Origin of the sequence: Anaerotruncus sp. AF02-27 (genome assembly GCF_003465835.1) — a bacterium.
In the GTDB taxonomy this organism is placed as follows: domain Bacteria; phylum Bacillota; class Clostridia; order Oscillospirales; family Ruminococcaceae; genus Anaerotruncus; species Anaerotruncus rubiinfantis.
In genome coordinates, this window is sequence record NZ_QSBX01000032.1 from 19742 (window position 1) to 32749 (window position 13008).

The window sequence follows — 13008 nt, forward strand, 5'->3', positions numbered from 1 at the left end:
CAGCCAAAGCTTGCATTGTAAAAACAATCATGAAAGGATTTCTCGGAGGAGGCGGACATGGACGAACAGAAAGGGCTTTTGCTCATTTCGGACGAGGACAGCGTGGCGGTCGCGCTTGGGGAACTGAAGGCCGGGGAAAGCCACATGGTGGCGGGAAAGACGCTCCTGCTGCGGGACGACATCCCCTTTGGCCACAAGGCTGCGGTACGCCGCATCGCGGCTGGGGAAAACGTCTTCAAATACGGACATGTGATCGGGCATGCCGCCGTGGATATTCCCGAGGGTGCGCATGTTCACACGCACAATCTCAAAACCAATCTGGAAGGGGTCGTCGACTACAGCTACCGTCCGGACGGGGCGGCGCCTGCGAAATTTGGCCCCCGCCTGGAGGCGGCCTTCCAGGGGTATCCGCGCAAGGACGGCCGTGCCGGCGTGCGCAACGAGGTGTGGATCATCCCGACGGTTGGGTGCGTCAACCGTACCGCGAAGATTCTGGAAAAGCGGGCGCGGGAATCGTTCGGAGACCGTGTGGAGGGGATCTACGCTTTTCCACACAACATGGGGTGCAGCCAGCTTGGAGAGGACCATCTGCGCACGCAACGCCTTCTCAAGGGACTTGTCAGCCATCCAAACGCGGGTGCCGTGCTGGTCCTGAGCCTGGGATGTGAAAACAACAATCTGGACGAATTTATTCCTATGCTGGGGGATTACGACCCCGAACGGGTCAAATTCCTGGTTGCCCAGGAGGCGGAGGATGAATATGCCGCTGGCATGGAGCTGCTCGACCAACTTACTCGGTACGCAGCGCAGGCAAAGCGCGAACCGATCCCGGTGGAAAAGCTGGTGGTCGGCTTCAAATGCGGCGGTTCGGACGCGTTTTCCGGCATTACGGCGAACGGCCTGTGCGGCAGAGTGAACGACCTCATCGTCCGCCACGGCGGCAGCACCATCCTGACCGAGGTGCCGGAGATGTTCGGCGCGGAAACGCTGCTCATGGAGCGCGCAGCCAGCCGGGAGGCGTTTGATGAGACTGTTGGACTGATCAACGGCTTCAAGGGTTATTTTACCCGCCACCATCAAACCATCTACGAGAACCCGTCGCCCGGAAATAAAAAAGGGGGGATCTCAACCCTGGAAGAAAAATCCCTCGGCTGCATTCAGAAAGGCGGCCGGGCGCCGGTGGTGGGTGTGCTCGATTACGGACAGCCGGTTCAAAAAAATGGCCTTAACCTGCTGACCGGGCCGGGCAACGACGCCGTTTCCTGCACCAATCTGGTGACAAGCGGCGCACAGTTGCTGCTCTTCACGACCGGACGCGGCAATCCGTTTGGCTCCCCGGTGCCGACCATTAAAATCGCGTCCAACAGCCGCCTATATGCACGTAAACAGCACTGGATTGATTTCAATGCCGGGCAGGTTCTGGAAGGGGTTTCGTTCGACACAGCCGCGCGGCAGCTTTTCGATTTTCTTCTGGAAGTTGCGTCCGGGGCCCGCACCACTAAAAATGAGGACTTTGAATACAAGGACATTTCCCTTTTCCGCGACGGCGTGATTCTCTGATGAAAAAGCAGGGGCCTGTGTAAGACTACACAGGCCCCTGCTTTTTATTTTCAGTATTTCACACGGGCTTTTTTCACCGTCTGCACAGAGGTGGCGTAACGGGTCATCTCCGCGAGCTTTGCATTTTTGCGCACCCGCTCCAGCACCGCTGTATCGCTGCGCGCAAGACAGCCCGCCTGCAGAATCTGGATGGTGATGAGCTGACAGGAAGTGACCGTCAGCATATCCAGGACATTGGGATTGCCGTATGTGCTGGCGCGCAGCACATAATCCGTATATTTCTGCGCAAGGGACTGTTCCTCTCCAGTGATAAGGATGGTTGTGGCGCCTGCGCCTTTGGCCAGCTTTAAGGCATCCACAATCGCTTTTACATATCCGCAGTTGGTGATCGCGAGCACCACGTCGCCGCTGCCCAGCATCGAAACGGTGCGCAGCATGAGCAGCTCTTCCGACAACGGAAAACTCGGGATATCCAGGTTCATGAAGGTGTTGGCCGCGGCCACGGCGATGCCTGCCGAGGTGCCGATGCCGCAGACCATCAGACGCTTGGCGCCGCGGATGACGTTGATGGCCGCCTCCAGCTGAGCGTCGTCGATGCTTTGGTCGCATTTCTGGATGCTGACACTGGCAAAATCACAGATGTTTTTTTTGAGCTGTGCGGCGGACATTCCGCCGTCCAGCGCGATATTGCCCACCGTGGGCAGAAAGCCCACCTGGCGGGTCATCAGCTTGAATTCCGCGTAGCCCGAGTAACCAAGCTCCTGGCAGAAACGCACCACCGAGGCCACGCTGACCTGAGCGTTCTGCGCAAGCTGTTTGACGCTGTCGTTGAGCGCTTCGTCCACGTTGCGTTCCAGCAGGTAGTCGGCAAGTTTCTGCTCGGTGCCGCGCAGCTTATTATAATGCAGATGAATCCGGGCGATGTATTCGGGGGTTTGAGCTGAGCCGTCCATGGGCAGACTCTCCTTTTTGATGCGGCGCGCGGTATGGCGCGCCTTTTTCCATGACGTGAAGGGCCGTTTGCGGCATGCGCAAACGGTATGTGCCGTCTGATCTGCGCCTATTATAGCACAATCTTGTTTTTTTTGAAACTAGTTACACAAAAATGGGCCTGCCGTTTCAAAGGCAGGCCCAGGCCGGAAACCCTCAGTCCAGCATGTCGTAAATCGCGCCGATTGCCGCGTTCTGCTGCTCTACCCAGGCGGAGAAATCCGTTTCCTCCATGGGGGCCAGATTCACGCCCGCCGTGGTGGCGGTTTCAAGTAGTTCCGGATCTGCCATTGCTGCGGCCAGCGCCTTGTTCATCAGAGCCTTGGCGCTTTCATCCATGCCTTTGGCGGCGATGAAGCCGCGGCTGGACGAGCAGGACAGGTCATATCCGAGGTCGCCGGTGCACTGCAGATCGGGCAGAAAATCGCTGCGCTGGGTATCGACAACGCCTAACCCGGTGACAGCACCGCTTGCAATAGGCTCGCCGACCTCGCTAACGTTACAGACGAGCACGTCGACCTGGCCGCCTTGGATGGCCGCCATACCACCGGCGGTGTTTTCAAAATGCACATGCTGGAAGGTGACGCCGGAGGCTTTCTCAAGCTGAGCCACACAGACGGCGTCATCGGTGCGCGCGCCGGCATCCGCTATGGTCACGGTGTTGTTCTTGGCGTATTCGAGCAGGCTCTCGAGATCACTGAAGCGGTCCTCGCCCGGCGCGGCCACGATGGCGTTGATGTCGGAGGTGAACATTTCAAGAAAGTCAAAGTTGGTATTGTTGAGCCCGGTGGTGTTAGCCGGATCAAGGTAACCGGTGATCATGTTGGGGAAGTTCGCGTAGGAGATATACGAACCGTCCTTGGGCGCTTCGTTATAAAGATAGCTCCAGCCAACCCAGCAGGCGCTGCCGCCCATATTGATGACTTCAACGGGAACCCCCAGATGCTTCTCCAGATAAGGGGCCATCATCCGGCAGTTCTGGTCCATTGCGCCGCCAGCATCGGACGGGCAGATCAGGGTGACTTTTTTGGCTGGGTAAGCGTCGGATGGATCGGCGGCGCTGTCCGCCGTGGAGGCTGCCGGTGGGGTTGACGCCGCGGGCGCGGCGGAGGATGATGCGCCGCCGGAACAGGCGGTCAGGGAGATGGCCAGCACTGCCACGCTCAGCGCGGCCGCAAGGATCTTTTTCATAATGTTACCTCCTAGTATTGTTTATTTAAACGCTTTGTTCAGCCTGCTGTTCCTTTTTTGTCCGATTTCTTTTCTGAAGCAGCGGGGAAAGGAACGTAAACAGGATGAGAATTACAAAGAACACGCAAATTGGACGGGTGAAATAGTAAACGAGGATGTTCCCTTTGCACATCTGGATCGATGTGAGCATGCTGCGTTCCGCCATGGGCCCCAGGATGAGGGCCAGCACGGTGGGTGCCGCGGGGAAATCGAACTTTTTCATCAGATAGCCGACAATGCCGAAAAACAGCATGACATAGACATCAAAAATATTGTTGCGGATGGCATACGAGCCGATGACCGACAAGGCGGTGATGACCGGGATGAGGATGCCGTTTGGCAGCGCCGCGAAACGCACTGCGTAACGGGAAAGCAGCCAGCCGAAGATCCCCATCAGCAGGTTAGCGGCCAAAAAGCCCAACAGGATGGAGTAGGTCATGTCCGCATACTTGCCGAACAAATTCGTGCCGGAGGAAAAACCTTGTACGGTCAGCGCGCCGAGAAATACCGCCGCTGCGCCGCTGCCGGGGATACCCAGCGTCAAAGCCGGGATGAGCGCGCCGCCGCAGACAGCATTGTTGCCCGCTTCACTTCCCGCGATTCCCTCGAGGCTGCCCTTGCCAAACAGTTCTTTTTTCTTGGAGGCGTTTTTGGCGCTGTTGTAGCCGACCCAGGAGCCAATGTCCCCGCCCGCACCGGGCAGGATGCCGACGCCAATGCCCAGGATAGAAGCGCGCAGGATGGCGGGTAGAAGCTGCTTGAGCATCTTCCAGGTCGGCCAGAAGCGGCCTTTCATTTTGGAGACTTCCGCAATCTGTGCCTTCACCGAGTCAAGCTGCTGCTTGTGTGCTTCCCGGTCCTTGCCGCGCGGACGGCTTTCGGACAGGGTGAGCACCTGGGACAGAGAAAACAAGCCGATCATGGCGGGCACCAGCTGGATGCCGCCGGAAAGGTTTAGATTACCGAAGCTGTAGCGGGCATAGGGGAAGATGTTCATGCCGACCATGCCCACGATAAGGCCGAATCCCGCGGACACAAGCCCTTTGAGCAGGTTTTTTCCGGACAGGCCGCCCACGATGGTGAGGCCGAAGATCGCGATGAGGAAATATTCCGGCGAACTGAACATGAGCGCCACCTTGACCAGCTGCGGGGCAATCAGGAGCAATGCGAGCACGCTGAGGACGCCGCCGATCACCGAGGCGGTGGTGGATACACCAAGGGCCTGCAGGCCCTTCCCCTGTTTGGTGAGCTCATAGCCGTCGATGGCGGTTGCCGCCGAAGCGGGTGTGCCCGGCGTGTGGATGAGGATTGCAGAGAAGCTGCCGCCGTAAACGGCCGAGCAGTAGATTGCGGCCAGCATGACCATGGACGGGACGGTGTCCATGCTGTAAGTAATGGGGATAAGCAGCGACATGCCCATGGTGGCGCTCAGGCCGGGCAGCGCACCGATCACAAGGCCGCCGAAGGTGCCCACGACGAGGGCTAGGATCGTTTGCAGGCTGAACAATTCAGCGAGAATTGTTTGCATATACGCGCCCTCCTTAAATCAAAATGCCCTGCGGCATGTGAATGCCCAGCTGTATGGTGAACAGCCAGAACAGAAACGCAAGCAGGATGACTGTGACTAGAGCGATGGTTTTGACCGAACGGATGCCCATGTGCAGCATGGAGGCCACCACGATCACAAGTGTTGTTACATAAAAACCGACATACTTGAAGCCGAGCGCGTAAACCACCACCAAGAGCAGCAGAATCAGAGGGCTCTGCATTTCTCCAAAATCGACGGCAGGTGTTTCCGGCGGCAGACCCTTTCTGTGACGGCGTACGGCGCCTACCATCAGGCCAGCGCCGCAGGCGAACAGGAAGGCCGACGCCATACGGGGAAAAATCGGCGCATGGTCGGGCATGGGCAGACTCAGCAGAAAGGCCGCGAGTGCAAAGGCCATGATCACACCAGCTACACACAGGCTTTGACGGTAAGCTTTCTTGTCTTGATCCATCGTGCTACTCCCTTCTCAGTACCGGATGATTTAAACCGGGTCCGGTTCTTCCCGCAGGCCCAGCGCCGTGTAGGCGGCGCGGAACGTGTCGTTGAACGTGGACAGTTCAGGCTCGCTGAGCACCCGTTTGAGCATGTTGTCCTCGTGAGCCTCCCGTGCCATGGCCGCCTCATAGACCTGGGGGACCTGTTCGCGCGGCACGCAGACGACAGCGTCGTTGTCGGCAAAGATGAGGTCGCCGGGGTTGACCTGCACACCGCCGATGACGATTGGGACGTTGATCTGCCCGCCTGTGAGCTTGGTGCTCCTCTTGATGCTGATGCCGCGGGACCAGACCGGGAAACCAACCTCTTTCATCATGATGGTATCGCGTACGCAGCCATCGATAATGAGCGCCTGTGCGCCGAATTTTTTGGCAGTGGTGCTCATGATGCCGCCGAACATGCCGCCGGACTCCTGGAAACCGTCGCAGGCGATGACCAGGATATCACCGGGTTTGATCATGGTGATAGCTTTGTGGATAATGAGGTTGTCTCCGGCGCGGGCACGGACGGTGAGCGCGGTGCCAACGGCGCGCAGCCCCGGCCATACCGGCCGAAAGTCATGATTGAGCGCGCCGCTGACCTCCATGCACTCGTTGATGGAGGCGCTTTCCTCAATCACGGCATACTTTTCGAGCCACGCGGGGCTGACTTTTTCATAGGTTTTTACCACATCGTACATTGTCTGTTCCTCCTGTTAATTGCGCTGTGTCCGGCCGGTGACACAGAAGCATGGTTTGTAATTTTTTTCTTACAATTTTATAAATTATTGAACTAATTACATGATAATTCGTTAAGGATAGAAAGTCAATCCACAGGATGAATAACTTTTTGTAATTATTTTAATGCAAAATAATAAATATATGTAACTATTTACAAAAAGAAAAACCGAAAATCTGTTGTCCGTTACAACTTTATACGACGGAGCAGGAGTAAACCAGCACGATAAAAAACGGCCGCAGCCGTCCATGCCGCGCTGGATATTTCGCAAAGCTGTGCAAATAAAAATCAGGGAGTCGTCCTCTGCGTCATGCAGAGGACGACTCCCTGATTTTGTGTATGCGGGATTTTGAAAGTTATCAGCGATTTTTGCCGCGTGCGTCAATGGGAAGCACAAACGGCTCCCTGCCCGATTGGATACAGATTGCGCTGTCGGTCAGGTTGACGACCGGACAGATGTGGTTCGGGATGATGTGGAGGACTTCCCCCACCTGAAGCTCCAGCCCGTCCGGCAGGTCAAGGAAGCCATGTTCTTCGCTGAGCCGGGGGATTTCGATGCCGGGATACTCGACCACATAGCCATAACCCGGACGGTCGCACAGATCGCTCGAGAGCGTTTTACTGCCTGCGTCGATGATCGCCTTGCCTTTTTCGGGCAGGGTCACGACGGTCGCTGCCACGGTGGCCGCGCAGGCGGACACCGGCACCGTCCCCAGGGACACATGGGTCATGTCGTTGAAGATACAGGTGCCCGCGCGGGATTCGGTGATCCCGGCGAGACATTCCGGATAGCGCGAGGAGACGGAGGAACCGCTTGAGAGGACAGATGCCTCGAGCCCGCAGGCGAGCAGAATCTCCCGCGCCTTCAAAAGGTCGCCAGCTTCAATTTTCGCATCGGCGCGGCGGTCTGCCTCATTGGCCATGTGGGAGGAATTCCCGCAGAAGCTCGCTGCCCCCACCACCTGAATTCCTTTGATCCGGGCGGCCGCCCGCGCAAACGCTTCAAACCTTGCGAGCGGCACGCCGCCGCGTCCGAAACGTCCGTCCACTTCAAGCAGGACCTGTGCTTCGCGCCCCTCCGCAGCAAAAGCGGCGCCGAGCGCTTCTGCTGCGGAAAGGTCGTTCACCAGGGTGCGCAGCCGTTTTACCTGCCTGGAAAGGGCCAGGTACCGCGTGAGTTTTGCCTGCCCAATAAGCGGATAGGCCAGATAAATGTCGTCAAAACCGGCGTTCGCCATGATTTCGGCCTCGCCGATTTTTGCGCAGGTGATCCCTTTGGCGCCGCATTCCTGCTGCTTTTTAGCCAGCAGGACGCTTTTATGGGTTTTGATATGCGGCCGCCAAGCGATATGATACCGTGCGAGCGATTCCGCCATCGTCCTGCAATTTTGTTCCACAATATCAAGGTCGATCACGACCCGTGGGGTATCCATGAGATCCAGCATACGGTCACTCCTTATTGTCCTCGCCAGTCCCGTTGCGTTCAGCGCTTTCGTGCTTGTTCCGGATCATTTCGAGGTAGTTGTAGAGGGTGAATTTCGAGATGTTGAACAGCTCGCAGACCTTGATGCCCGATTTGCTGATCAGGAAAACGCCCTTGCTGTCCAGATATTCGATCGCTTTGATCTTTTCTTCGCGGGTCATGTCCGCCGCTGCTTTGCCGATTTCTTTCTGGCATTCGCCCATGAAAAATTCGAGCAGCTCGGACACGTCGCTCACAAACATCTCGTTGACCGAGCTGTCCTTGTCAATGTTGATCAGCGACTGCATCATGTTTTCAACAGACAGATAGTCGGTGATATCGGTGTTGACGCAGAGCGACGCGTTGATCCGGCCGTTTTCGTCGTGCAGGTAAAGGGTGGAAGAACGCAGCGTGCGGCCGGTTTTGGTCTTGGTGATATAGTTGAGCCGCCTGTCCTCGGTGACGGTGCCGCGCAGGACTTCCAAACCGAGGTTGCTGCCGCAGTCCCCAACCTTGCGTCCGGTGACATGCCCATTCTCGATTGCAAAGATGGTGCTTTCGTATCCGTTTGTCAGGTCGTGCAGGACAAACTCACTGGTTTCCCCAAAATGGGAGGCGAGCACCTGGATCACCGAACTCAGAATGTCTTTGTAAGAGGCGAACTCATCCATGTAAATACCAATCCTTTTCTGTCAGAGTAACAATTAATATAACTCAAAAATACCTTCAATTTCAACCGGCAGGCTGCCCGGCAGCTCCGCCGCGCCGATCGCGGCGCGCGCGTGACCGCCGGATTCGGGGAAAACATCGTTCAGAAGCTGGGAAGCCGCGTTGATCACCTGCGGCTGGTCGTTAAATCCGGGAGCGCTCTGCACGAATGCGAGGATCTTCGCCGCTGATTTTACCTTGTCCAGCCCAATTTGATCCTCCAAAATGCTTAAAAGGTTGACCGCGCACAAGCGAGCGGCCTCGCAGGCTTCTTCCAGCCCAACCTGCGCGCCGACCTTGCCTGCGAAGGTACGCCCATTGATGACCGCCGGACCCGCGCCGGAGACAAACGCAAGCTTGCCCACGACCCGCACCGGAGCGTAAAGCCCGCCCGGCGCAGGTGCGGGGGGAAGGGTGATGCCCAGTTCTTTCAACCTATCATAAATATTCATCATAATCATGTCCTCACAATTTCTGTCCGCGTGTCAGGGATGCGGCAGATGCCTCCGCCGCGGACGGAAACGGAAACACCTGCGCGGATCAGAAGAGTGCGGGGATAAAGGTGGAAATTTCGGGGACCAGAATGATCAGCACAAACAATCCGCACATGAGCAGTACGAATGGGATGATGCCTTTGCTCATCTTCTCAAGCGAGAGTCCCGAAATGCCGCTTGCAACGAAAAGGTTGACGCCTACCGGCGGCGTGATCATGCCGATCTGCGCGCCGAGCACCATGATCATACCGAAATGGATCGGGTCCACGCCCATCGATTTGACGAGCGGCAGCAGGATCGGGGTCAGGATAATCATGATCGAGAGGGTCTCCATAAACATGCCCAGAATGAGCAGCAGCACCGAGATGAGCAGAAGGATGACGATCCAGTTCTGCGAAATGCCGAACAGCACCGACGAGATCATCTGCGGGATCTGGTACATCGAAACAAGCCGCCCAAAAGCGGTGGCCGTTGCCAGGATGATGACGACCGCGCCGGTGGTGGTGGCGGATTCCACAAAGATCCGTCCCAGATCTTTGAATTTGAGCTCACGGTAGACGAACAGGCCGACCACCAGCCCGTAGACGACCGCGATCGCTGCCGATTCGGTCGGTGTAAACCAGCCGCTGTAGATTCCGCCCAAGATGATGACCGGGGCCAGCAGCGCCCATTTCGCGTCCCACACCGTCGAGAGAAACGACTTCATTGAGAATTTGACGCCGGTACCTTTATAGCCCCGCCGCTTGGCAATGATAAAAATCATGATACAAAGCGCTAAAACAATTATAGCACCAGGGCCGAATCCTGCCAAGAACATATCTGCAACCGACACATTTGCAGAGATCGCATAGATGATCATATTGATCGACGGCGGGATGATGATTCCCAGACCGCCGGAGCAGGCGGTGATCGAGGCCGCCACCGGCACCGAATAGCCGCGTTCCACCATCGCGGGGATCATGATGGCGCCGATTGCCGCCACTGTGGCCGGTGAGGAACCTGAAATTGCCGCGAAAAAGGCGCAGGCCAGCACCGTTACGATGCCGAATCCGCCGGTGACGCCCCCGACCACGCTTTGCGCGACGTTGATGAGGCGTTTGGAGAGCCCGCCCGTCTCCATGACCGCGCCCGCCAGGATAAAGAACGGGACCGACATGGTGGTAAAGCTGTCGAGCGCCGTGAAGGAGCTCTGGGTCAAAAATGAAAGCGGGACATCGCCCACGAACAGGCCGACCAGCGCCGAAGCGCCGATGGCAAAGGAAATGGGAACGCCGATCAGCAGGCAAATCCCCAGCATAACAAACAATGCGACTACGATTGACATGTAACACCCACCTTTGCCGCCATGTCTCCATTTGGGATGGCGGCTGTTTTATAGGAAAGCATGCTCATTTGGGCTTTGAGGGGATTTACGCCTGCGCGGGTCCTTCTGTAAGCGGTTTGCCAAGCGCGCGCGGCACAAATTCTTTGGCCACGGACTGCAAAACCCGGATTTCGATGAGCAGATAGCAGACCGGGATAATCATATAGACCATTCCCATGGGGAGGCTGAGCACTGGGGAGCTCTGGCCGGTGGTAAAGATTTCAGAAGCCATCTGGAAGCCTACAACCACCATAATGGCATTGAAAACAATCCAGATCAGGTTTGCAAGAACCCACAGGCAGAAGGATATTTTCGCGGGCAGCAGCGCCTGCAGCGCTTCCACCTTCAGATGCCGGCCGCGTTTGACCGCGATCGACGCGGATATGTACACCAGAAAAACAAAGGTGTACCGTGCGAGCTCTTCGGTCCAGCTCAGGGAAAAGTTAAAGACGAACCGAAAAATGATCTGCAGGAAAATCAGGATGACCATCGCCGCAAACAGGACGATTGCAACATATTCCTCCAGGTTATTGAGGATTTTTTTCAGTGTTTTCATGTGCACCTCCAAGTGTACCGCCGCGCCAAATGGATACCGGCACGCCGGGTGGAGGATGCGCCGGACCCAAACGGGCCGGCGCATCCGGTGTTGGAACCTTAATGCAGGGCTGCGACCGCCGCGTACATCTCGTCGACCAGTTCTTTGCCGATTTTTTCAGCGTGGGTATCGATGACCGGCTGGACCAGCTCTTTCATCCTTTCCACCTCGCCTTCGGCCATCTCGTCGACCTGCATGCCCAGTTCAGCAAGTTTCTGCTGCAGTTCCACGCTCTCTTCACGGATGATGCGGCGCTCCTCATCGCGTCCGGCGTCAGCCGCTGCCTGGAAGATGGCTTTATCTTCGTCCGAGAGTTTGTCCCAGAACTTTTTGCTGATACAGAAGACGAACGGCTGGTAAACGTGGCGGGTCAGGGTCATATATTTCTGGACTTCGTAAAATTTCATGCTGTAGATGCTCGCTTCCGGATTCTGCTGCCCGTCGACCGTGCCCTGCTGCATGGCGGTGAAGAGCTCGGAAAAAGCCATCGGAGTCGGGTTTGCTCCGAGCGCGCGCAGGGTGTCCAGCTGCAGCTGGTTTTCCATCGTGCGGATCTTCAGGCCGTTTAAATCTTCCACCTTGGTGACCGGGCGTTTCGAGTTGGTGATGTTGAGGAAGCCGAGCTCCCAGTAGTTCATGCCAATGATACCGGCCGGTTCGAGCAGGTCGAGGATTTCCCGGCCTTTTTCACCGTCCAGGATGGCGTCGACCTCTTCCAGAGTGGTGAAAAGGAAGGGGAAGTCATAAAGGGTGAACTCCGGGGCAAAGTTTGCCACAACCGCCGAAGATGGGCAGGTTCCGTCGAGGGTGCCCATCTGGAGCATTTCGAGCATGGCGCGGTCGTCGCCGACGGTACCGCTGTGGTTGACCTGGACTTCAAAACGGCCTCCCGTGTTCTTCTCAACCTCTTCCTTAAATTTCAGCAGGCCGAGATACTGCGGATGCTGGTCATTGAGTCCGATGCCAATCCGCATGACCGCCTTGTCGCCGCCCGGGGCAGCCGGAGCGGACGCCGCCGGCTGGGAAGCTGTACCGCCCGAAGCCGCGGGAGCTTCGCTCTTGCCGCATCCGGCCGCTGTAAAGATCATGCAGGTCGCCAGTAAAAGACAAAGGGCCTTTTTCATTTCTTTGCAACTCCTCTTTCATATACACAGTAGGTTGACAGGCTGCCAGGAAAATTACATTTTGGGAAGGGTCCAGTTGTGCGCGCTTTCGAGCACCTGCCAGAAAGTCTCGTCCGCGAAATGGACAACGGTGGTCGGCAGGCTGCGGCGGACGAAGCGCCCTTCCGGCGAGTGGCAGCCGCAGGTGTGTGCGACGACCTCGGGCAGGCCGACGGTCATGGCGATGTAGACGCCGTACATTGTGTGACGCAGGCAGGGCAGTCCCTTTTCCCTGGGATCGGCTTCCCATTCGGCGCGTTTTTTGGGGTTGTATTCATACGGTTTGCCAAGATCGTGACAGAGCGCGCAGGCGATGAGCAGATCGCGGTCGATGCCCAGCGGGGACTGCAGGGTGTCTTCCAGAATATCGACCATTGCGATGGCCAGACGGGCGACCCCCATGATATGATGGACCTGGTTTCCAATTTCCGGGCCGCCTGGGACGCCGGAACCTGGGATTTCTTCCATGCAGCTGAAATCATTGAGGTTCAGAGAAAGCGCCCAGCCTTCGATAACCTTTTCGCGAAGGTCCTGATCTTTGATTTCGTTGACCAGCGGAAGGGATTTCACAACAGAAGCTTTGATTTTTTCAGGGATGTCAAATTCAATGGTTTTCATAATGCTCCTCCTGTTACAATATATTTGCCTCGGAAGAGTGGCAGCCAGCTACGAGCCGAGGCAT

The 13008-nt window shown here is 56.9% G+C and carries 13 protein-coding genes; 1 reads left to right on the forward strand and 12 read right to left on the reverse strand.

The features are described 5' to 3' along the window. Window positions 1-57 precede the first annotated feature (57 nt). A complete protein-coding gene (locus DWV16_RS16470) occupies window positions 58-1560 on the forward strand; it encodes a UxaA family hydrolase (protein WP_118480405.1) in 1503 nt (500 codons plus the stop codon). Between the two features lie 50 nt (window positions 1561-1610). Here the strand turns inward: DWV16_RS16470 and DWV16_RS16475 are convergent, their stop codons facing one another. The 12 genes from DWV16_RS16475 to DWV16_RS16530 form a co-directional block, all read right to left on the reverse strand. Continuing rightward, window positions 1611-2513 carry a MurR/RpiR family transcriptional regulator gene (locus tag DWV16_RS16475; RefSeq protein ID WP_118480407.1) on the reverse strand — a complete coding sequence of 301 codons (903 nt, stop codon included), beginning with the start codon at window positions 2511-2513 and terminating at the stop codon, window positions 1611-1613. 193 nt (window positions 2514-2706) lie between these two features. Further along, a complete protein-coding gene (locus tag DWV16_RS16480; protein ID WP_066456117.1) occupies window positions 2707-3741 on the reverse strand; it encodes a tripartite tricarboxylate transporter substrate binding protein in 1035 nt (344 codons plus the stop codon). Between the two features lie 25 nt (window positions 3742-3766). Further along, window positions 3767-5308, reverse strand: coding sequence for a tripartite tricarboxylate transporter permease (locus tag DWV16_RS16485; RefSeq protein WP_118480409.1), 1542 nt, complete (start codon window positions 5306-5308; stop codon window positions 3767-3769). Between the two features lie 13 nt (window positions 5309-5321). Further along, a complete protein-coding gene (locus tag DWV16_RS16490; RefSeq protein WP_066456126.1) occupies window positions 5322-5780 on the reverse strand; it encodes a tripartite tricarboxylate transporter TctB family protein in 459 nt (152 codons plus the stop codon). A gap of 30 nt (window positions 5781-5810) precedes the next feature. Beyond that, complete coding sequence (locus DWV16_RS16495) at window positions 5811-6503, reverse strand: 4-carboxy-4-hydroxy-2-oxoadipate aldolase/oxaloacetate decarboxylase (RefSeq protein ID WP_118480411.1); 693 nt, start codon at window positions 6501-6503, stop codon at window positions 5811-5813. A 397-nt stretch (window positions 6504-6900) separates the two neighbouring features. Then, window positions 6901-7986: an alanine racemase gene (locus DWV16_RS16500; RefSeq protein ID WP_066456131.1), complete on the reverse strand. Its 1086-nt coding sequence runs from the start codon at window positions 7984-7986 to the stop codon at window positions 6901-6903. 4 nt (window positions 7987-7990) lie between these two features. After that, window positions 7991-8674 (reverse strand): transcriptional regulator, encoded by a 684-nt coding sequence (locus DWV16_RS16505; protein ID WP_066456132.1) that lies wholly within the window; start codon window positions 8672-8674, stop codon window positions 7991-7993. A 33-nt stretch (window positions 8675-8707) separates the two neighbouring features. After that, a complete protein-coding gene (locus DWV16_RS16510) occupies window positions 8708-9166 on the reverse strand; it encodes a RidA family protein (RefSeq protein ID WP_242863609.1) in 459 nt (152 codons plus the stop codon). Window positions 9167-9251: 85 nt separating this feature from the next. Further along, on the reverse strand, window positions 9252-10529 hold the full coding sequence (locus DWV16_RS16515) for a TRAP transporter large permease (protein ID WP_066456133.1): 1278 nt from the start codon (window positions 10527-10529) through the stop codon (window positions 9252-9254). 85 nt (window positions 10530-10614) lie between these two features. Beyond that, on the reverse strand, window positions 10615-11124 hold the full coding sequence (locus tag DWV16_RS16520) for a TRAP transporter small permease (protein ID WP_066456134.1): 510 nt from the start codon (window positions 11122-11124) through the stop codon (window positions 10615-10617). Between the two features lie 98 nt (window positions 11125-11222). After that, a complete protein-coding gene (locus DWV16_RS16525) occupies window positions 11223-12287 on the reverse strand; it encodes a TRAP transporter substrate-binding protein (protein ID WP_066456135.1) in 1065 nt (354 codons plus the stop codon). A gap of 54 nt (window positions 12288-12341) precedes the next feature. Then, entirely contained in the window at window positions 12342-12944 is a 603-nt protein-coding gene (locus DWV16_RS16530; RefSeq protein ID WP_066456137.1) for an HD domain-containing protein, read from the reverse strand. Between the last annotated feature and the right edge of the window lie 64 nt (window positions 12945-13008).

What these genes read in the sequence shown, in the direction of transcription:
- DWV16_RS16470 (WP_118480405.1), top strand. Translation starts at nt 58, where the DNA reads ATGGACGAACAGAAAGGGCTTTTGCTCATTTCGGACGAGGACAGCGTG.
- DWV16_RS16475 (WP_118480407.1), bottom strand. Translation starts at nt 2,513, where the DNA reads ATGGACGGCTCAGCTCAAACCCCCGAATACATCGCCCGGATTCATCTG.
- DWV16_RS16480 (WP_066456117.1), bottom strand. Translation starts at nt 3,741, where the DNA reads ATGAAAAAGATCCTTGCGGCCGCGCTGAGCGTGGCAGTGCTGGCCATC.
- DWV16_RS16485 (WP_118480409.1), bottom strand. Translation starts at nt 5,308, where the DNA reads ATGCAAACAATTCTCGCTGAATTGTTCAGCCTGCAAACGATCCTAGCC.
- DWV16_RS16490 (WP_066456126.1), bottom strand. Translation starts at nt 5,780, where the DNA reads ATGGATCAAGACAAGAAAGCTTACCGTCAAAGCCTGTGTGTAGCTGGT.
- DWV16_RS16495 (WP_118480411.1), bottom strand. Translation starts at nt 6,503, where the DNA reads ATGTACGATGTGGTAAAAACCTATGAAAAAGTCAGCCCCGCGTGGCTC.
- DWV16_RS16500 (WP_066456131.1), bottom strand. Translation starts at nt 7,986, where the DNA reads ATGCTGGATCTCATGGATACCCCACGGGTCGTGATCGACCTTGATATT.
- DWV16_RS16505 (WP_066456132.1), bottom strand. Translation starts at nt 8,674, where the DNA reads ATGGATGAGTTCGCCTCTTACAAAGACATTCTGAGTTCGGTGATCCAG.
- DWV16_RS16510 (WP_242863609.1), bottom strand. Translation starts at nt 9,166, where the DNA reads ATGATGAATATTTATGATAGGTTGAAAGAACTGGGCATCACCCTTCCC.
- DWV16_RS16515 (WP_066456133.1), bottom strand. Translation starts at nt 10,529, where the DNA reads ATGTCAATCGTAGTCGCATTGTTTGTTATGCTGGGGATTTGCCTGCTG.
- DWV16_RS16520 (WP_066456134.1), bottom strand. Translation starts at nt 11,124, where the DNA reads ATGAAAACACTGAAAAAAATCCTCAATAACCTGGAGGAATATGTTGCA.
- DWV16_RS16525 (WP_066456135.1), bottom strand. Translation starts at nt 12,287, where the DNA reads ATGAAAAAGGCCCTTTGTCTTTTACTGGCGACCTGCATGATCTTTACA.
- DWV16_RS16530 (WP_066456137.1), bottom strand. Translation starts at nt 12,944, where the DNA reads ATGAAAACCATTGAATTTGACATCCCTGAAAAAATCAAAGCTTCTGTT.